Below are 19,526 nucleotides of genomic sequence, written 5' to 3' on the forward strand. Positions count from 1 at the left end.
CGGCGCCGTGACCAGCCCACTGGGGCGGGACGCCCAGCAGGCGTCCCGCCCCCTGTGCGGTCATAACCGGGTGGCGCTTGGACCTACTTGGACATCACGCCAAGACGGGTCTTGAACGACGCGTCCAGGGTCTTTTCGACTCCCTGGACATCCGTTCCCGCCACCATCACCTGGGCACCCTGCAGCAGCGGCAGCGTGGAGAGGTCCTTGGCGATCGCTTCCTGGGCCTGGCCCAGCAGTTCACTCCGCTCCGCCTTGTCCGTGGTCACCAGCTGCTTCTTGACGATGTCCGTCACGGCCGTGTTCTCGTAGTGGTTGCCGAGGAAGTTGCCGGGAATGAAGAACGGGGTCAGGTAGTTGTCCGCGTCCGAGTAGTCAGGGAACCAGCCAAGCTGGTAGGCCGGGTAGGCGTCCGCCCGGCGCTCCTTGGTGTAGGTGGTCCACTCCGTTGACTTGAGGTCCACTGTGAAGAGACCTGACGTCTCAAGCTGTTCCTTCACGAGGGCATACTCGTCTGCGGCGGAGGTGCCGTACCGGTCCGTGTACTGCAGCTTGAGGTCAACCACCGAGGTGATGCCGGCGTCCGCGAGGACCTTCTTGGCCTTGTCCAGGCTGGGCTTGCCGCTGCCGTCCCCGTAAAGGCTCTTCAGCGGCTCCGTGGCTCCTTCGAATTCCTTGGGGACGTAGGAGTAGACGGGAGTGTAGGTGTTCTTGAAGACCTGGGAAGCAATGACGTCGCGGTCAACGAGGTGGGCGACGGCCTGCCGGACGGCCAGGGACTTGGCGGCATCAGCCTCGGGTGTCTTCGCGCCGAAGGGCATGGTGTCGAAGTTGAACACGATGTAGCGGAGCTCACCGCCCGGACCCTTGTGGACCTTGACCTTGGAATCCTTCTCCAGGTCCGAGACGTCTGTGGCAGTGAGGATGCGGCCGGCGACGTCGATGTTGCCCTGCTGCACATCAAGCTTCAGGTTGTTCGGGTCCGCGTAGTGCTTGAGCGTGGCGCCGTCGTTGGCTGCCGCGCCCAGGAGCCCCTGGTAGTCCGGGTTGGGCTTGAAGCTGACCAGTTCGTTCTTTTTGTAGCTTTCAATCGTGTACTGGCCTGCGAACGGCTTCGCGGCGATGATGGCGTCGTCGTCCATGATCTTGTCCGCCGGGAAGACCTCCTCGTCCACAATCGGTCCCGGGTTGGAGGCGAGGACGCCGGGGAACACCTGGTCGTTTCCGGCGGCGAGGGTGAACACGACGGTGTTGGCGTCCGTCGCCTCAATCTTCTCCATGTTCGAGAGGAGCGAAGCGGGGCCGTTGGGATCGTCGATAGCCTTCACGCGCTGGAAGGAGAAGACGACGTCGGAGGAGTCGAGGGTGTTGCCGTTGGCGAACTTCAGGTTTGGCTTGAGTTTCACCGTGTACTCGGTGGGGCTGGTGAAGGAGGCCGACTCAGCGATATCGGGGCTGGCATCGGCGGTACCGGGCTTGTAGTTAAGCAGGAAGGGGTAGATCTGGTTCATCACCATAAACGAACCGCCGTCATACGATCCGGCGGGATCCAGCGTGACAACCTTGTCCGTGGTTCCGTAGGTGATGGCACCGCCGCCGGCTTCACCGGTCGAGGTTCCGCCGCCGCCTGAGGGGCCCGTGCAGGCAGTCAGTGCCAGTGCGGAAATACCTGCCAGCGCGATAGCGCCGTGCAGTGCCTTGTTGCTCTTCGTCATCTGTGAACTTTCTGTTCGATGAATACGCGCCCCGCCGACCCTTGTAGGGTGCCTCTGCTGAGGCGGGAGCGCGCTGTGCTGATGCGTAGATTCAATCAGAGAGTCAACCCCCGGACGGGACCATTCAGTGAGTTGAGACACAAAATTTACCTGAATGATGCGGGGCTCTCATTTACCGCGCATTACCGGCGCACAACGAAGAACGCCGCCCCGGCGGATCCGGGGCGGCGTTGGGTTTTTCGGGTTTAGAGCTCGGCGCGCTGGAGTGAGCGGGCGGCGTCGATGGTTGCCTGGCCGAGTACCCTGCTGCCTTGATAGAGGACAACGGTCTGCCCTGGGGCAACGCCACGCAAGGGTGTGGTCAGTCTGACCACCAACTGACCGGCGGCAGTGCCCGCGCCCTCTTCGGCGGGTTCCATGTGCGCTGTCGCGGGGACTGGGTCCCCGTGCGCGCGGACCTGGGCGTAGCAGTCGAACTCCGTGCCCGTCTCCACCTCGGCGATGGGCAGTCCCGCCCAGGACACCTTGATGCCCCGAATTTCGTCGATGGCCAGCAGGGCTTCCGGACCCACCACCACCTTGTTCTCCTTGGGCCGGATCTCGAGGACGAACCGCGGCTTGCCGTCGGCTGCGGGGGTCCCCAGCTTGAGGCCGCGGCGCTGGCCCACGGTGAAGGCGTTGGCACCGGGGTGCTCCCCTACCTTGGCGCCTGTTTCGTCCACGATGTCGCCGGTGGACATGTCGATTTTTTCAGCCAGCCAGCCGGCGGTATCGCCGTCAGGGATAAAGCAGATGTCGTGGCTGTCGGGCTTATTGGCCACCGACAGGCCGCGGCGCTCGGCCTCTGCACGCACTTCAGCCTTGGAAGGAGTTTCAGCCAGCGGAAACATCGAGTGCTTGAGCTGCTCGTGGGTCAGGACACCCAGGACGTAGCTCTGGTCCTTGGCCCAGTCGGCGGCGCGGTGCAGTTCGCGGTTGCCGTCGGCGTCCTCGATCACCTTCGCGTAGTGGCCGGTGCAGACGGCGTCGAAGCCCAGGGCTATCGCCTTTTCCAGCAGCGCGGCGAACTTGATCCGCTCGTTGCAGCGCATGCAGGGGTTGGGCGTGCGGCCCGCAGCGTATTCATCGATGAAGTCCTGGACGACGTCCTCTTTGAAGCGTTCGGAGAAGTCCCACACGTAGTAGGGAATGCCCAGGACGTCGCAGGCGCGCCACGCGTCCCGCGAGTCCTCAATGGTGCAGCAGCCCCGGCTTCCGGTGCGCAGCGTTCCGGGCATGCGGGAGAGCGCCAGGTGGACCCCGACGACGTCGTGTCCCGCCTCGACGGCGCGGGCGGCGGCGACGGCGGAGTCAACTCCGCCGCTCATGGCTGCTAGAACTCGCATACTGGCTTTCTGTTGGGGGTGTTTCCGGCCTGGCCGGTGCTACGGGCCGGCTTTGACTGCAGCAAAGGAGGCAGGCAGGCTTCCGGAAACGATCTTCGCCTATCTAGTCTACGGCCTGCGGCGGAGGCACTGTCAGCGGGTGCCTAAACCTTGGCGGGCCACGGTACCGGCGGTCTGGATGGAGGACTCGTGGCTGGCCATTCCTGCTTGCCGTGCCCGCGAGTAGGCATCGGGAAGAGCGGCCAGCAGCACATCGACATCCTCGGCTTTCGAGGAGTGCCCCAGGCTGAAGCGTTGGGCCCCGCGCGCCGTTGCCTCATCCAGTCCCATGGCGAGCAGCACGTGCGAGGGGCGAGGCACACCCGCGGTGCAGGCTGACCCGGTGGACGATTCCACACCTGCCAGGTCCAGGAGGAACAGCAGGGAATCCCCCTCGCAGCCGGGGAAGGTGAAGTGCGCATTGCCCGGGAGGCGCCCATCCCCCGCTGCGCCGCGCAGGACCGCTTCCGGCACCCGGTCCTGTACGCCGTCGATGAGGCGGTCACGAAGGGCTGCAATGCGTGCGGACTCCGGGCCGAGGTTTGCAGTTGCAGTCTCGGCGGCCGCGGCGAAGGCCGCGATCGAGGCGGTGTCCAGCGTGCCGGAGCGGACGTCGCGCTCCTGGCCGCCGCCGTGCTGGACCGGGGTGAGTTTCACGGCCCGTCCCAGCAGCAGCGCGCCGACTCCTACCGGTCCCCCGATCTTGTGCCCGGAGACAGACATGGCGTCCAGGCCGGACGCCTTAAAATCAACGGGCAGTGACCCGAAGGCCTGGACCGCGTCGGAGTGGACGGGAACACCGGCGGCGTGCGCCAGTTCCACTATGCGCGCGATGGGCTGGATGGTACCCACCTCGTTGTTGGCCCACATCACGGTCACCAGGGCGATGGTGTCCGGGTCGCGGGAAAGCTCAGCTTCCAGGAAGGCCAGATCCACCGTCCCGTCGGCGTCCACCGGAAGCCAGGTGACCTCCGCGCCTTCGTGCCGTTCCAGCCACTCCACAGTGTCCATCACTGCGTGGTGTTCGACGGCGGAGCACAGGACGCGCCGTCGCGCCGGGTTCTCGCCCGCCCGGGACCAGTACAGGCCCTTGACTGCAAGGTTGTCCGCCTCGGTGCCGCCCGAAGTGAAAATCACCTCGGAAGGATGGGCGCCTGCCGCTGCGGCGAGGGCTTCCCGCGCATCCTCCACGGCGCGGCGGGCCCTGCGGCCGGAGCCATGGAGGGAGGACGGGTTTCCGGTCCGGGCAAGTTCACGCGTTAGGGCAGCCAGCGCTTCGGGAGAAAGAGGCGTGGTGGCTGCATGGTCGAGGTAAACGGGCACCCTGTAATTCTAGCCGCCTTGCCCTCCTGGCTCCCGGCCGCAGGTCTGCGCCGCTCAGGCCGGAGGCATGATCCGGGCGCAGCAGTGGCCGGGCAGGTCTGCGGGCGCGACGCGGTCTGCTGAAGCGTCGAAACGGGTTACGGCGCCCCGGAGGAATGCACCGTTCATGGTGCAGACCACGCCCGGATGCTTGTCCGAAAGGCGGTGGAAGGGGCAGTTCGGCAGGAGGAAACCGCCGTCGCCATCCGGCTCCGGGCGGTAGCCCGCCTGGACCAGGAAGTCCTCCAGGGTTTCCGCGGCCACAGCCTGGGAGCGCCCTTTACGGAATGACTCCGCAGGCAAGGCTTCGGCGACGGGCTCACCTTCTGTTGTGGACCTTTCGATCGCCGCGGCCATCAGTTCGCCGGCGAGGTCGTAGTTCCGGTCCGGCACGGAGGCACCGATCTCACCTGCAACGGGGCGGTACATCTTGGCGGGACGGCCTGAGCCCGGCCCCGATTTCCCCGGCGGCTTGTGGAACTCAACGGCCAGCAGGCCGTCCTGCACCAGCCGGTCCAGATGGAAGGAGACAGTGCTTCTGGGAATTCCGGTGGCACCGGCCACGTCATCCCGGCCTACAGCTCCGGGCGAGGCCGACACAAGCTCGAAGAGTTGCAGGCGCTTTTCATCGCCAAGGGAGGCGAGTGCCGCCATCCGGTTCGCCCAGGAAAGTCTGCTCATCTGCCCACCCATCCAAAGTCAAGATGCGTTGATTATAGACCTCGTCAACCTGCTGCTGCCCTTCTTCGATGTGGCACTGCTTGACTGTGCTGGCCGGTGCCCTCGCCTTTTACATCACGCCACGCTGTTCCACAACGTCCGTGAGAACTACGCCTAGGGCAAGTCCTGCCTCCAGAGCGGCCGTCGGGGCTGTCATTCTCACGCCTCTAAACGCCGCCGGCACCAACAACCCGGGCCCGGGAAACCTGCAAGCCGGCGCGATCGTTGTCAGGGCAAAGGCCGATATGCTGGGCCCACAGGGCTGCCCCCGGGGACTGGCCATACCAACAGAAGGATGAGTGCTTGACCGAGAGCAGCTCCCACTACCAGGTGCTTCGCGTGGCAGTCACCGCCACCGAGAAGGAAATAAAGGTGGCCTACCGGCGCGCCGCCCGCACGGCCCACCCGGACCACGGCGGGGACGCCGCAGCTTTTCGCCGGGTAACCAGCGCCTACGAAACCCTCATCGATCCACAACGCAGGAAAGCCTACGACCGCTCCTACGCTGCAGGCACCGCCGGGGAGAAAGCGGATTCGGAACCGCACTTTGATGCGCCGGCCGCAGGCAGCCGGGCTTCGGCCACCGTGCACAGGACCGGCGGCAGCCGCAACACTGCCGGGGACCCTCCCGTCTACATTCCGCCCTACAGTCCTGCGGCCGGCGACCTGGTCCCCCTGATCCCCCTGGCAGAAGCCAGCCAGCAGGTCCACGGCATGCCGCGGAAGCGCGGGATCTTCGGTGCCGAAGCGCGGATACAGCGCGAGATGCGCACAGTCCAGCTCTTGACCCGCCAAGTGCTGCCCGCGATTCCGGCCGCGCGGCTCATCAATGGCCTCCAGTCACCGGCGGACAACAGCCACATCGACCACGCCGTGCTCTCCGGCTACCGGCTGGCGCTGATCGGCTCCATGCTTTTGCCCAAGGGCGCGTATGCCTGGGACGGCAGGACCCTCAATCACGGCGGACGCTCCGTGGCCCCGCCGCAGCTGGCACACGTAGTACGGGCGATGCAGGACATTTTTCCGGAATTGAACATCACCGGCTGGACCGTGGTGCACAGCCCCGGCGGAAATCTTCACGAGCCCGTGATTGACCAGCACCGCCGCTCGGCCGGTGCGCTGGAAAGCGTCAGGATCGTCAACGCAGCCGGAATGGTCCGGGGACTGAAGGAGTTCCTCGCGTCCGGCCCGGCTCCCAACACCGTCAACGTGCCGGTCCTGGCCAGGTTGCTGCGCGGCATGCACTGACCGCGTTGACTAGGATGGAATGGTGTTCCGCATCCTCTTCCACGCCCCCGAAATCCCCGGCAATACCGGAAACGCCATCCGCCTGGCAGCCATCACCGGCGCCGAGCTGCACCTGGTGGAGCCCTTGGGCTTCGACTTCTCGGATGCGAAACTCCGCCGGGCGGGCCTCGATTACCACGACCTCGCGGTGGTCACCGTGCACGGAAGCATGGACGAGGCCTGGCAGCATCTCCAGCCGGAACACGTGTATGCGTTCACCTCTGACGGAAGTGCCAGCTACACGGACATTGCCTACCAGCCCGGTGACGTGCTGATGTTCGGCCGGGAATCGGTAGGCCTGCCGCCGGAACTGAAGACGGATCCACACGTCACGTCCACCGTACGGCTGCCCATGTTGCCCGCACTGCGCTCGCTTAACCTGGCCAACGCCGCCTCCATCGCCGTCTACGAAGCATGGCGCCAGCAGGGTTTCGCCGGTGCGCGGATCTGACACCCCACAGACTTCGATTTCAGGGCGGCACATTTTGCTGCGGCCACGGAACCAAGCGGGTAAAACTTTTGGGCCCGGCCCATCCACCCCGGCTGCCGTGCCGAATCACTTGTGAGAACAATCCACAGCGATCAAGGAGCGGCAGGTGACACTTCTCGGGGCAGCTCCCAGGACAGCCCACCGCTTCCCCGGCGGGACTGCTGAGGTTTCACCCCCTGGAGACTTATGCTTGGTAGTGATGGAAACTCCCAACGCGCCTCATTCGGAGGCCCCGGCCACCGTGACAGACACGCCGGCCGACGTCAGCCACCGCCTTGCCGCGCTGCTTGAACAGATAGCCCAAGGCGACCGGGCCGCCTTCGCGGAGTTTTACCAGCTGACGTCCCGACGCGTCTACGGCATGGCGCGCAGGGTCCTCATCGACGCCGAACTCAGTGAGGACACCACGCAGGAAGTATTCCTGCAGGTCTGGCAAAACGCGGCGAAGTTCGACAGGGCCGCCGGCAGCCCGCTCTCCTGGCTAATGACCATCTCGCACCGGCGTGCGGTTGACAAGGTCCGGTCGGCACAGTCGGCCACCGACCGTGAAGCCCGTTACGGTGCCAGCACCCAGGACATCGACCACGACAGTGTTTCGGACGAAGTGGGCAGCAGGCTCGAAGCGGAGGCCGTGGTCCGGTGCCTTGGCACGCTGACCGAGACGCAACAGGAATCCGTCCGCCTGGCCTACTACGGCGGACTGACCTACCGGGAAGTCGCAGAACGCCTGAACGCGGCAGTTCCCACCATAAAGTCCCGCATCCGCGACGGACTGATCCGCTTGAAGACCTGTCTGGGGGTGAGTTGAAATGACCGATATGAATAGTGGACGCAGCGGCCGCCCTGGTGCCTTCGGCGACACCGTCTCCGCTGACCTCGCTTCGGGCCGTGCCGTTGACTTGGCCGAGCTGTACGCACTGGATGCAGTGACCGAACAGGAACGCAGTGCCATAGATCAGTACATTTCAGCGGCACCGGCAGCGGAACGGGACTCCTTCTACGAACGTGTCCGCCAATCGAGGGAAACGCTCACGCGCACCTTCAAGGCGGAGGAGGAACCACCGGCTGACCTTTTCGACCGGATCGTCGCCCAGTTGCCGGCCCAGGACGCGCGCCGGGATCCGGGCGCGCCCGCTCCTTCCGGCGCATTCACGTCTGCCGCCGCAGGTTCCAGTGACGAGCTCGCCAAAGCGCGGCAGCGCCGGGAAGAACGACGGCGTCCAACCGGCGCCCGGCGCTGGCTCGCCGGGATCGCAGCGGCCGCAGCGATAGCCCTGGGCGGGGTCGGCGTCGGTTCCTACTTCGCGGACCAGAACGACCCCCTGAACCAGGTGGTCCGGGCAGGAGACCTCCGGGAAGCCTCGGTAGACGTGGCCGGCGGCGGCACTGCCACCGTCCAGATTTCCTCGTCCGAGGACGCCGTGGTGGTCAGGATGAAAGACGTTCCTGCCCCGCCCGAGGGCAAGGTTTATCAGATGTGGCTCATTCCCAAGGACGGTTCAGCACCCGTCTCGCAGGGGCTGATGGACGCCGAGGCGCTGTCCAAACCCGCAGTAGTGGAGGGCATCTCCTCCGCCGCAGCACTCGGGATCACGGTGGAGCCCGTCGGCGGCTCCGAGTCCCCCACGATGCCTACCGTCGCTGCCGCGCCGTTGAACGCGTAGCCCTGGCCAACAGAGCAGCATAAAGGCGCCCTGCGGCCTTCCGGATGGAGGGCGGCAGGGCGCCTTTATGAGTTCGAGAGGCAGTTGCCTAGAAACCCGCGATGGTTCCGGGCCCGTTGACTGCCACTACATGGAACGCTTCAGCGCTGTGCCCGGCCGGGAGCCCGGCCCGCGCAGCATTGGCGTGCATGCCCTGGCGCACTGTTGCTTCCATGGCCTCGACATCCGGGTGCTGGCTGACGTGGACATGGATGGCTTCAAGCTTCGCCTCCACGTGCCCGGTGACATCTACGAAGTGGTTTTCCCGTTCGTCCGGCCCGGCGTACAGCCAAAGCCACGGAAGCTTGTACGCTTCCAGCCCGGTCTCGGCCAGTTCTGGGTAGGCGAACGGATTCTCCAAGGCAGGGTAAACAGCGCGGGTCACAGCCTCCCCCACCGCAAGATGGTCCGGGTGGCTTTTTTGGATACGGCGCCAGTTCCGTTCCGGATGCATGGCCAGCACGACGTCGGGGCGCAGTTCGCGGATGAGCTGCACCACTCCCCTCATCACCTCGTGCGAGGGTTCGAGGTAGCCGTCGCGCTGGTGGAGGTAATGGATGTCCGAAACCCCCACCAAAGCGGCGGCTTTGCGCTGTTCAGCGTCCCGCATGGCAATGATGTCCGCCCGGTGGGCCGGCTCAAAGCCGCCGGCGTCGCCGTCGGTCATGATGCAGTAGCTGACCTGGACACCCGCCGCCGTCCAGGCCGCGATGGTGCCGGCAGCACCGAAGTCGATGTCGTCCGGGTGGGCAGCAAAACAGAGCACCCGCCCAATCCGGTCCGTGGCCGGGTTGAACGGGCTTTCTGCCTGCGCAGCGAAGACAGCCAATAATCAGCCTTTTCGCTTCTTGATCTCTGCCGTGGCCTGCGGGAGGACGTCGAAGAGGTCTCCGACGATGCCAAAGTCCGCGATCTCGAACACCGGTGATTCGGCGTCCTTGTTCACTGCGACGATCACCTTTGCCGTCTGCATGCCGGCTTTCTGCTGGATGGCACCGGAGATGCCGGCGGAGATGTACAGCTGCGGCGAAACGGTCTTGCCGGTCTGCCCCACCTGGGCGTCATGGCTGATCCAGCCGGCGTCGGTTGCCGCACGTGAGGCTCCCACAGCGGCTCCCAGTGCGTCTGCGAGTTCTTCCACGGGTCCGAAGTCGCCGTCGAGGCCGCGTCCGCCGGCCACCACGATGCGGGCGTCGGTCAGGTCCGGGCGGCCGCTGGCCACCTTCTGCTCGCGCGCGGTGATCCGGGCGGCGGCATCGGTGCTTCCAACGGGAACGTCAACCGTGACGACCTCCGGCGCACTGGGTGCCGCCGCCGGCTCTGGAGTCACGTTGTTGGCCTTGAGGGTCAGCACGGACACGGGCGTGGTGGCTTTGCAGGCAGTGTTGTAGGAACCGGCGAGGACGGACTTGTGGGCCGTTCCGTCGGCATCCACGCCAACGACGTCGGTAATAACGCCGGCGTTGAGGCGGATTCCCAGGCGGGCGGCAACTTCCTTGCCCTCCGGGGAATTGTCCAGCAGCACGATGGTGGCTCCGGTGCTTTGCGCTGCGGCGGCAAGGTAGGCGGCCTTGGGTGCGACCAGGTAATCGTTCAAGTCCTGCACGGAGGGGCGGAGAACGGCGCTGACGCCGTACTCGCCGAAGGCAGCTGTTACCTCGTTGTGCAGTTCCCCGTTGAGGGCAACGACGCTTTCCCCGAGGGACCGTGCCAGGGTCAGCAGCTCGAGGCTGCTCTTCTTGAGCGCGGCGCCGGGGTTGTCAATAAATACAAGTACTTTTGCCATGTCGGTGTTCCCTCTTAGAGCAGCTTCTGGGCGGCCAGGAAGTCAACCAGCTTGATGCCGGCGTCGCCTTCGTCGGTGATGATGGTTCCGGCGGTCCGGGGCGGCCGTTCCTCCGCGTTGGTCACCGCGGTCCAAGAGCCGGCGTGGCCCACCTGGGCAGGATCCACGCCGATGTCGGCGAGGGACAGGGTGGTGATGGTCTTGCGCTTGGCGGCGATGATGCCCTTGAAGTTGGGGTACCGCGGCTCGTTGATCTGGTCCGTCACGGAGACCAGCGCCGGGAGGGCGGCCTCTACGGTCTCTGAGCTTGTGTCCGCGTCGCGGCGCGCCACGAGCCGTCCGCCGTCCACGTCCAGGGACGAGGCAAACGTTACCTGGGGAAGGCCCAGGCGTTCGGCGAGCTGCGCGGGCACCAGGGAGGTCTCGCCGTCGGTGGAGGCCATGCCGGTGATGATCAGGTCCACCGGTGCATCCTGGTTCAGGTACCGGACTGCTGCCGAAAGCGCCAGCGAGGTGGCCGCAGCGTCAGATCCTGCCAAGGCCGCATCGGTCAGGTGCACGCCCTCAGTGGCCCCCATCTGAAGGGACTTCTTGACGGAGTTGACCGCACCGGCCGGACCCATGCTCAGGGCGATGACCTGGTTGCCGGCCTTGCTGCCGCCGCGCGCCTCGGCCAGCTGCAGTGCGGCCTCCAGGGCATACTCGTCCAGCTCCGACAGGATGCTTTCGTCACGGTCAGTCGTGTTGCCCTCCCCGTTGAGGTGACGGTCGAACTGGGCGTCCGGTACATGCTTGACCAGGACGATGATCTTCAATGTCTTTTCCACTGTATCGACAGAAGCCTTCCATGCTTGTGGACAGCCAGCCGGGTAGGGTCATGGCCGCGGAATGCCCGGCATACGGGTAGCTCCTAGCTAACCATATAGGCGCACCCGTGCGCCGGTTTCCGTTAACGCCTGTGTCAGCCGCCGGCGTTGTTGGCTTGCCGTAAGTCTTAAGCAGATGACGATGGCGGCGTCCCCGCCAAAGTGGGGACGCCGCCGTCGGACTTTTCCTAAGCCCCTGTGCCCGGGGGGTAAGGCCTGCTGTCAGCTGGCGGCCGCGCCGAGGGTGACGTCCAAAGTCTGTTCGGCACCGTTGCGCAGGACAGTGATCTTGACCCCGGATCCGGCAGGCTGTTCCCGGACTGCGGCGGTCAACTGCTCCGGTTCACCAATGGCGAGGTCATTGAACTTGGTGATCACATCGCCCACCTTGATCCCGGCTTTCGCTGCAGCCGAATTTGGCTCAAGCGTGGCAACCTCCGCGCCTACCGAGAACCCGGAATCGCTACTCGAAGCAGACTTCTTTTTGACGCTGACGCCCAGCTGTCCATGCGACGCCTTTCCGGTGTCGATGATCTCCTGCGCAACCCGCTTGGCATGGTTGATGGGGATGCTGAAGCCCACACCGATGTTGCCGCTCGAGGAGGACAGTGAGTTCGACCCGGCCGAGGCGATGGCCACGTTGACGCCGATGATCTCGCCGCTGCTGTTCACCAGGGCACCGCCCGAGTTGCCGGGGTTGATGGCAGCATCGGTCTGGATCACGTTGATGGAGATTTCATTCTGGGCCGCACTCTTCTGGCTTTGGCCGCCGCCCGGAGGCGCGAACTGGAACCCGCCCTCATCGTCGCCCTCTGCGTTGTCTCCCTCTTCGGGGGCCGCGGCCGAGGCGACGCTGATGGTCCTGTTCAGCGTTGAAACAATTCCGTCAGTTACCGTTCCCGTCAGGCCCAGCGGCGAGCCGATGGCTATGGCGGTGTCGCCCACGTTGAGCTTTCCCGAGTCGCCCAGAGTGGCAGGTGTAAGGCCCGAGGCGTTATCCACCTTGATCACAGCAAGGTCTGACAACGGGTCGGTGCCAACAAGTTTGGCGGTGAGCACCCTGCCATCGCTGGTCCGGACTTCGAGCGCTGCATTGGCGGACTGGCCATCGAGCGTAACGACGTGGGTGTTGGTAAGGATGTGGCCCTGGTCGTTCAGGATGATGCCTGAACCTGTGCCGCCGGCTCCGCCGCTGGAAGCGCTGATGGTCACCACGCTGGGTGATGCCTTCACTGCGGCCGCCGTTATGGCGTTCACATCTTCCTGGTTATTGACGATGACGGTTCCGGGCTGGCTGTTGCTGCTGGTAGCGGCTGTGGAGCCGGAGCTGTCAAAGAACTCACCGGCACCAACAGTCGCTACTCCGCCGCCCACCAGGCCGGCCGCAAGGATGCTGGCTACCAGGGTACCGACGCCGAAAGAGGCCTTCCTGCGCGGAGCGTCCTTCGGGTTTGGAGCCAGGGGTGCATAACCGCCAGGGGCTGTGTGCTGGGCATTGTGCTGGCCCTGGCCGTAATAGCCATAGTGGGGCTGGGGCCCGTGGGGTTCGTGGTGTGCGGGCTGGCTGCCCTGCGCGGACTGACCGGAATTGTTCTGGTCGGACGCGGACTGCCCGTAGAAGGGCTGGTGCTGGGGGTACGGTTGGCGCTGCGGGTAAGCGGGGCGCGTTCCGGGGAGTTGCTGGGTGGGGTTTTCCCCCGAGAGCGGCTGATCCAGCCGTTCAGTGGGGTACTGGCTTGTGCCGGGCTCCTCGTTGGCTGCTGCCGCCGCCGCGGGGCCAGAGGTTGCTGTGTCATCCGCGTCCCGAGCCTCCCCGGCACTGTTCCCGGCAGGGGCGGTGTGCTGCTGCCAGGGATCCTGCCGGCCCGGGCCGCGGCTCTCGGGAGGGGCGCCGGGAGTTTGGTTCTCAGTCATGGGACTTCCTTTCATCCTCGTCTGAATTAACTATGGACCCCTTGCCTGTATCAAGCTCGGATGTTTGCTGAGAGCTTGCTGGAGCTTTCCCAGCGCCCGTTTTCGCAGTATTTCCGCCGTTTCGCTGGTGGCATATTCGGCTCAATGGACTGCCTGTGGGGTGCACCATAGAATCAAGATGATTGCCACAGCGACCTGCGGCTACACACATGCGTGGGGGCGCTGCTGCATTCTGAGACGACCGGTTCGTCCCGAATCGGTGTCAGGCGTGCTGAAGGGTTGCACATGCGGTCAAAGTTCAAACGTATTCTCGCCGTGATCGGCCTGACCGGCCTGCTGGCGGTGCCCGCCGGCGCGGCCTGGGCAGAACCGCCGGTCACCATTCCGCCCGGCACAAACATCGTGGACGACGCGAATGTCCTCGGGAGCCGCAAGGGTGAAGTCCAAGAGGCGATCCAGAAGCTTCTAAAGGATGACAAGTACAACCTCTATGTTGTGACTGTGGACAGATTTACAGACCCAACCGTCCCGGCAGACTGGGCCGCAGCCGCTGCCAAGAAGAAGGGCATGGGCAGGTCAGACGCCATCCTTGCGATAGCGAAAGATGACGGCAAATTCAGCTTCGCCCTGAACTCTGCCAGCCCCATCAAGTCCAAGCAGGGTGCCATAAGCCAGAACGCGGTTACGGCCAACCTGGCCGGTGGAAACCCCGATTTCGCCCAAGCAGCAATTGACACCGCAGCCGCGATCGGGGATGCCGCCAGTGGAGGAAGTGGCAACGTCCCTTCCGATAGTGGTGCCGGTGCTGCGGTCCTGGTAGGAACCGGTGTTGTGGCTGCCGGTGGTGCCGGGGCCTACCTGTACTTCCGCAATAAGCGCAAGAAGGCTGCCATCCAGGCGTCCAGCGCGAGCTACGGCCCGCAGGGTGCCGAAGTCGATCCGTTGGCCTCACACACCATCGAAGAGCTGCGCCGCAAGAGTGGCTCCCTCCTCATCGAGGCGGACGACGCGATCAAGTCCAGCGAGCAGGAACTGATGTTCGCCCAGGCGCAGTATGGCGATTCCGCCGTCGGCAATTTCACCAAGGCACTGGACGAAGCCAAGGGCCACATGACGGAATCGTTCAAGCTGCAGCAGCAGCTTGACGACCACATTCCGGACACCGAAGAGCAGCAGCGTTCCTGGCTGGGCGAGATCATCCGCCGCTCGGAAGCGGCGCTGGCGTCGCTCCAGGAGCAGAAGGCGGACTTCGATTCCCTCCGCGAACTGGAAAAGAACGCCCCGCGGGCACTGGCGGCCGTCAACACCGGAGCACGGGAAGCCGATGCGAAAATCGCCAGCGCCGAGCAGTCCCTCACCGCGCTTCGGGGCAAGTATGCCGAGAGCGCGCTGGCACAGGTCTCGGACAACATTCTGCAGGCGAAGGAGCGGCTGGCTTTCGTTCAGAACGCTTCCGCCACGGCGGAACAGAAACTGGGTGAAAATGAAGGAAGCCTCGCAGCCGTAGCTGTCCGCGCGGCGGAAGAGAGCCTGCACCAGACGAACGTACTCCTGGATGCGATCTCAAAGCGCTCATCAAGCCTGGACGAGGCCCGCAACGGCCTCCAAGCGGCAGTGGTGGACACGTCGCAGGACCTTGCCCAGGCAAGGGCGATGATCCAGTCCGGCGCGCACTCGGAGCTTGCAGGCCCTGTTGCCGCCGTCGAAGCTGCACTGGCCCAGGTCAAGGCGGAAATCAAGGGCGGAAAAATCGACCCGATCGCCACCCTACAACGCGTAGAGACCGCCCACCAGTCGCTCGATCAGGCGCTCAGTGGTGTGAGGGACCAGCAGGAACAGGCCCGGCGGGCCCAGGCATCACTTCAGCAGACCATCATGTCTGCCCAGGCCCAGATTAGCGCCACTTCCGACTACATCACCGCCCGGCGCGGCGGCGTGGGAACAGAGGCCCGCACACGTCTGGCGGAGTCGCAGCGGAACCTGGACTACGCGCTGTCCATCGCCCGCACCGATCCCGTAACCGCCCTGACATACGCCCAGCAGGCCCACGCCCTGGCTGCCCAGGCAGCCCAGCTGGCCCAGGCGGACGTCGACCACTTTGATGGCTACGCCAATCAGGGTTACGGCCGCGGCGGTATGTTCGGCGGAGGCGGTGGCGGCGGACTCGGCGGCGCTATTCTCGGCGGCATCCTCATCAACTCCATTCTCAACGGAGGCGGTGGCGGCGGCTGGGGCGGCGGCCACGGCGATGGGGGCGGCGGCGATTTCGGCGGCGGCGACTTTGGCGGAGGGGACTTCGGCGGAGGCGACTCCGGAAGCTTCTAACAGCTTTGCGCCCGTCATCACCCGAAAAGGTTTCACTGTCTGACGGATAGAAGCACCCAACTGTTCACGGATTTCAGTGCTCAACAAAGAGCAGGACGAAAGGTAACACCATGGTTAAACAGTCCATATTCGGCCGTATCGCACAGCTGGCAAAGGCGAACATCAACACTCTGCTGGATAATGCTGAGGATCCACAGAAGATGCTGGACCAGATGGTCCGGGACTACACCAACAACATTGCTGAGGCGGAGTCCGCCGTGGCGCAGACCATCGGCAACCTCCGCATGCTTGAGGACGACTACAACGAGGACGTCAAGAATTCCCGCGACTGGGGCAACAAGGCCCTTGCCGCGTCACGCAAGGCTGATGAATACCGCGCCAGCGGCAATGCGGCTGATGCCCAGAAGTTCGACAACCTGGCCAAGGTGGCCCTCCAGCGGCAGATATCGGCTGAAAATGAGGCCAAGGGCGCAGAGCCGAGCATCGCTTCCCAGCGCGAAGTGGTGGACAAGCTGAAGACCGGCCTTGACCAGATGAAGGGCAAGCTTAACCAGCTGACCAGCAAGCGCAACGAACTGGTTGCCCGTTCGAAGACTGCAGCGGCGCAGTCGCAGGTGCATGATGCCATCAAGAGCATTGACTTTATGGACCCCACCAGCGAAGTAGGCCGGTTCGAAGAGAAGATCCGCCGCGAGGAGGCCAAGGTCCGCGGGCAGCAGGAACTCACCGAGTCCAGCCTGGATGCGCAGTTCAACCAGCTTGAAGACCTCGGAGAACAGGTGGAGATCGAGGCACGTCTTGCCGCGTTGAAGTCCGGCGGCACGGCAAAGCCGGCTATCGGCGCGGGTGCCGGCGGCTCAGCAGCCTCCGAGTCCACGGTGAATGAAGCTGATTTCGACAAGCTCTGACGGTTGACGGGGGCATCCCCTAACAGCAAGTAAGGCCGGGGCCACCCCGGCCTTACTTGTGCCCTGGTGTGTAGCGTGGGGGCATGGCTTTCTCCGATGAAACTTCCGTCGTCTGGTTGCGTGACGATCTCCGCATGGATGACAACCCTGCACTGACCGACGCGGCAGCGCTGGGCCTGCCCGTAACGGTCGTGTTCATACTGGACGAGGAGTCAGTTGGGATCCGGCCGCTGGGTGGAGCCAGCCGCTGGTGGCTGCACCATTCCCTGGCCGCGCTGGCCAACGCTCTGGAGGACAAAGGCTCGCGCCTCCTCCTTCGCCGCGGGCCTGCGGCAGCTGTTCTCGCGGAGCTGGCCACCGAGACAGCTGCTGCCCACCTCTTCTGGAACCGGCGGTACGGACTGCCGGAGCGCACCGTGGATGCCGCCGTGAAGACGTGGGCGGACGGCAACGGCGTCAACGCTTCCAGCTACCAGGCAAACCTCCTGTTCGAGCCCTGGACCATTCGCACCGGCGCCGGCGGACCCTACAAAGTGTTCACGCCCTTCTGGCGGGCCTGCCTCGCCAAGGACGACATCCGCGAGCCGCATGAAGCACCGGATCAGCTTCCTTCCCCTGCCACAAGCAAAGGAGGGTCACTTCCTGGGGGCGAGGACCTCGACAGTTGGAACCTCCTGCCGCACTCCCCCGACTGGAGCGGCGGCCTTGCCAAGACCTGGGAACCAGGAGAGGACGGAGCCCGGCGTCGCCTGGAAGACTTCCTGGCCGGACCGGCGGAAGACTACGGGACGGGCCGCAACGTGCCCGCGGTCGAAGGAACCAGCCGTCTGTCCCCGCACCTGCGTTTCGGCGAGATCAGTCCGTTCAGGGTGTGGCGGGAAATCCGCCGGCGGTTCCCGCGCCAGGTACCGGCCGACGTCGGGATCTTCCGTTCCGAGCTCGGTTGGCGGGAGTTCTGCTGGCACCTCCTGTTCACCAACCCGGAACTGGCCACCCGCAACTACCGCCCGGAGTTTGACCGCTTTGAGTGGCAGTCGCTCAGCACCGGCGAGCTTAGAGCGTGGCAACAGGGCCGCACCGGCTACCCCCTTGTTGACGCCGGAATGCGGCAGTTGTGGCAGACAGGCTGGATGCACAACCGCGTGCGGATGGCGGCGGCTTCCTTCCTGGTGAAGAATCTCCTGGCAGACTGGCGTGTGGGCGAGCAGTGGTTCTGGGACACCCTCGTTGACGCGGACGCGGCCAGCAACCCCGCCAACTGGCAGTGGGTAGCCGGCTCCGGAGCTGATGCTTCCCCCTACTTCCGCATCTTCAACCCGGTGACGCAAAGCAAGAAATTCGACTCGGCCGGCCGCTACCTGCGCCAGTTCATCCCGGAACTTGCCGGCCTCGACGGGAAAGCCATCCACGAGCCCTGGAAAGCCGGCGAGGTGCCCGGATACCCGGAGCCGCTGGTTGGGCTGCCTGAGTCCCGCGAGAGGGCCCTGGAGACCTACAGCAAACTCAAGGACTAACAGACACGGGTGGTGCCGTCGCCGGCAGCCGGGGCTACCGGCTGACCTTGCCCATCAGGGACGCAACGGGACGCAGGAAGATGGGACGGGCAAGGAACCAGGCCGCAGCCATCACCGCTACCGAGGCGAGGAAAACCCAGAACCCGAACCAGCCGTCGTCGTCCCGTACGCCGTACATGTGGTTGAGGTTGCGCAGGGCTCCGGTGGCGAGGACCAGGAAGACGTGCACCACAATGAAGGCAACAAAGTAGATCATCACCGGGAAGTGGACGGCCCTGGCCCATTCGATGGGGTAGGCCTTGTTGAGGCCGGCTGCCTTCTTCGGCCACGCCGAAGACATGCGCAGGCCCGTGATGAAGGCCAGGGGCGCCGCGACGAAGACCGTGACGAAGTAGGAGAGCAGCTGAAGGGCGTTGTAGTTCACCCAGCCGTTCTCGGTGGGCCAGTTCAGGGAGGCGTACTGAAGGGCGGCCGAGAGCGCATTGGGGAACACATCCCAGCTGGTGGGAACGATCCGCATCCATTGTCCCGTGGCGAACAGCAGCACCGCGAACACCAGGCCGTTGAGGATCCACAGGGCGTCCAGCGTGAGGTGGAACCACAGCTCAAGAGTGATCTTGGTGGGCGGGTTCTTCGTTTTGATGAATCCCTTGTTGTTGCGGGTCCAGTGGCCGCTGGGGCGCGTGGTGGTCCGGACCTGCCACCCGGTGCGGATGATCAACAGCAGGAAGAAAGCGTTCAGGAAGTGCTGCCACGCAAGCCAGGCGGGGAAACCCAACGGGGCTGCCGCCGGCAGTTCGGAATGGCCAGGGTAGTCGGCTACGAAGGAAGCGACGGCGGGCAGGCCCATCAGCCACTTGGCGATCAACACCACGAGGACCAGCACCGCGAGGACCGCGGGGACACCCCAGTAGAGCCGGGACCGCTTGCCCGCGGCAGTGCCGGACTTTTTCGTGGGTGTGGACATCGAGCAACATTCCTCTCGAGAATGACTGGCGAAGTGCTCACAATCTGTGAGGCTCTGCGAAAGAGAATACTAGGAACTACCGGCATTCAAGGAAAAAAGAAGACCCCGCCCGGCTTGTCTGCCGGTCGGGGCCTTCTCATAGTTGCGGGGACAGGATTTGAACCTGTGACCTCTGGGTTATGAGCCCAGCGAGCTACCGAACTGCTCCACCCCGCGTCGCTGGAACAACATTACCCTACTTCGGCGCAAGGTTTTTACACGGCCCACTTCAGGCCCCATTTCAAGGCCATCGCCACGGGCCCTTTCCTGCCGCCCAGCCCGTAGGCGGAGGGCCGCTAACCACTAATCCCCAAATTACAACGCCTCAGGGGGATGCTTAAACCAAAAAGTCCCGGAAACTGTTTCCAGTGTCCGGGACTTTTACCAGTTGCGGGGACAGGATTTGAACCTGTGACCTCTGGGTTATGAGCCCAGCGAGCTACCGAACTGCTCCACCCCGCGTCGCAAGAACTACTTTACCGGCCGGTGAACAGCAGGCCAAATCG

At 64.7% G+C, this 19,526-nt stretch carries 16 protein-coding genes and 2 tRNA genes; 7 read left to right on the plus strand and 11 right to left on the minus strand.

All coding sequences use genetic code 11. The features are described from left to right. Positions 1-83 precede the first annotated feature (83 nt). The 4 genes from AC50X7_RS04685 to AC50X7_RS04700 all read right to left on the minus strand — a co-directional run bounded on the left by AC50X7_RS04685 (position 84) and on the right by AC50X7_RS04700 (position 5,182). Positions 84-1,715, minus strand: coding sequence for an ABC transporter substrate-binding protein (locus tag AC50X7_RS04685; RefSeq protein ID WP_494977967.1), 1,632 nt, complete (start codon positions 1,713-1,715; stop codon positions 84-86). A 245-nt stretch (positions 1,716-1,960) separates the two neighbouring features. After that, positions 1,961-3,100 (minus strand): tRNA 2-thiouridine(34) synthase MnmA, encoded by a 1,140-nt coding sequence (gene mnmA, locus AC50X7_RS04690; protein ID WP_494977968.1) that lies wholly within the window; start codon positions 3,098-3,100, stop codon positions 1,961-1,963. A 132-nt stretch (positions 3,101-3,232) separates the two neighbouring features. Beyond that, complete coding sequence (locus AC50X7_RS04695; protein WP_494977969.1) at positions 3,233-4,462, minus strand: cysteine desulfurase family protein; 1,230 nt, start codon at positions 4,460-4,462, stop codon at positions 3,233-3,235. A 54-nt stretch (positions 4,463-4,516) separates the two neighbouring features. Further along, positions 4,517-5,182, minus strand: coding sequence for a helix-turn-helix transcriptional regulator (locus AC50X7_RS04700; RefSeq protein ID WP_494977970.1), 666 nt, complete (start codon positions 5,180-5,182; stop codon positions 4,517-4,519). A gap of 342 nt (positions 5,183-5,524) precedes the next feature. Between AC50X7_RS04700 and AC50X7_RS04705 the strand changes: the two genes are divergently transcribed. The 4 genes from AC50X7_RS04705 to AC50X7_RS04720 all read left to right on the plus strand — a co-directional run bounded on the left by AC50X7_RS04705 (position 5,525) and on the right by AC50X7_RS04720 (position 8,662). Beyond that, entirely contained in the window at positions 5,525-6,469 is a 945-nt protein-coding gene (locus AC50X7_RS04705) for a J domain-containing protein (RefSeq protein ID WP_494977971.1), read from the plus strand. Positions 6,470-6,491: 22 nt separating this feature from the next. After that, positions 6,492-6,959: a tRNA (cytidine(34)-2'-O)-methyltransferase gene (locus AC50X7_RS04710; protein ID WP_494978245.1), complete on the plus strand. Its 468-nt coding sequence runs from the start codon at positions 6,492-6,494 to the stop codon at positions 6,957-6,959. A gap of 238 nt (positions 6,960-7,197) precedes the next feature. Next, the gene (gene sigK / locus AC50X7_RS04715; protein WP_104042365.1) at positions 7,198-7,806 is read left to right on the plus strand and encodes an ECF RNA polymerase sigma factor SigK; all 609 of its coding nucleotides are present in this window, start codon (positions 7,198-7,200) and stop codon (positions 7,804-7,806) included. A 1-nt stretch (position 7,807) separates the two neighbouring features. Next, the gene (locus tag AC50X7_RS04720) at positions 7,808-8,662 is read left to right on the plus strand and encodes an anti-sigma factor (RefSeq protein ID WP_494977972.1); all 855 of its coding nucleotides are present in this window, start codon (positions 7,808-7,810) and stop codon (positions 8,660-8,662) included. 88 nt (positions 8,663-8,750) lie between these two features. Here the strand turns inward: AC50X7_RS04720 and AC50X7_RS04725 are convergent, their stop codons facing one another. The 4 genes from AC50X7_RS04725 to AC50X7_RS04740 form a co-directional block, all read right to left on the minus strand. Next, a complete protein-coding gene (locus AC50X7_RS04725) occupies positions 8,751-9,530 on the minus strand; it encodes a PIG-L deacetylase family protein (protein ID WP_494977973.1) in 780 nt (259 codons plus the stop codon). Between the two features lie 3 nt (positions 9,531-9,533). Next, on the minus strand, positions 9,534-10,487 hold the full coding sequence (locus tag AC50X7_RS04730; RefSeq protein WP_494977974.1) for an electron transfer flavoprotein subunit alpha/FixB family protein: 954 nt from the start codon (positions 10,485-10,487) through the stop codon (positions 9,534-9,536). Between the two features lie 14 nt (positions 10,488-10,501). Next, positions 10,502-11,302: an electron transfer flavoprotein subunit beta/FixA family protein gene (locus AC50X7_RS04735; RefSeq protein WP_494978246.1), complete on the minus strand. Its 801-nt coding sequence runs from the start codon at positions 11,300-11,302 to the stop codon at positions 10,502-10,504. Positions 11,303-11,575: 273 nt separating this feature from the next. After that, positions 11,576-13,267, minus strand: coding sequence for a S1C family serine protease (locus AC50X7_RS04740; RefSeq protein WP_494977975.1), 1,692 nt, complete (start codon positions 13,265-13,267; stop codon positions 11,576-11,578). 285 nt (positions 13,268-13,552) lie between these two features. Between AC50X7_RS04740 and AC50X7_RS04745 the strand changes: the two genes are divergently transcribed. From AC50X7_RS04745 to AC50X7_RS04755, 3 genes are all read left to right on the plus strand, one after another. Further along, on the plus strand, positions 13,553-15,592 hold the full coding sequence (locus AC50X7_RS04745; protein ID WP_494977976.1) for a TPM domain-containing protein: 2,040 nt from the start codon (positions 13,553-13,555) through the stop codon (positions 15,590-15,592). Between the two features lie 110 nt (positions 15,593-15,702). Next, positions 15,703-16,500, plus strand: coding sequence for a PspA/IM30 family protein (locus tag AC50X7_RS04750; RefSeq protein ID WP_307094496.1), 798 nt, complete (start codon positions 15,703-15,705; stop codon positions 16,498-16,500). A gap of 83 nt (positions 16,501-16,583) precedes the next feature. Next, the gene (locus tag AC50X7_RS04755; protein ID WP_494977977.1) at positions 16,584-18,014 is read left to right on the plus strand and encodes a cryptochrome/photolyase family protein; all 1,431 of its coding nucleotides are present in this window, start codon (positions 16,584-16,586) and stop codon (positions 18,012-18,014) included. A 34-nt stretch (positions 18,015-18,048) separates the two neighbouring features. Here the strand turns inward: AC50X7_RS04755 and AC50X7_RS04760 are convergent, their stop codons facing one another. The 3 genes from AC50X7_RS04760 to AC50X7_RS04770 form a co-directional block, all read right to left on the minus strand. Next, a complete protein-coding gene (locus AC50X7_RS04760; RefSeq protein ID WP_494977978.1) occupies positions 18,049-18,981 on the minus strand; it encodes a cytochrome b/b6 domain-containing protein in 933 nt (310 codons plus the stop codon). Positions 18,982-19,123: 142 nt separating this feature from the next. Then, a tRNA-Met gene (locus tag AC50X7_RS04765) sits at positions 19,124-19,197 on the minus strand. Positions 19,198-19,408: 211 nt separating this feature from the next. After that, positions 19,409-19,482, minus strand: a tRNA-Met gene (locus AC50X7_RS04770). Positions 19,483-19,526: the final 44 nt, after the last annotated feature.

It is taken from the genome of Pseudarthrobacter sp. Hb11 (assembly GCF_059383655.1).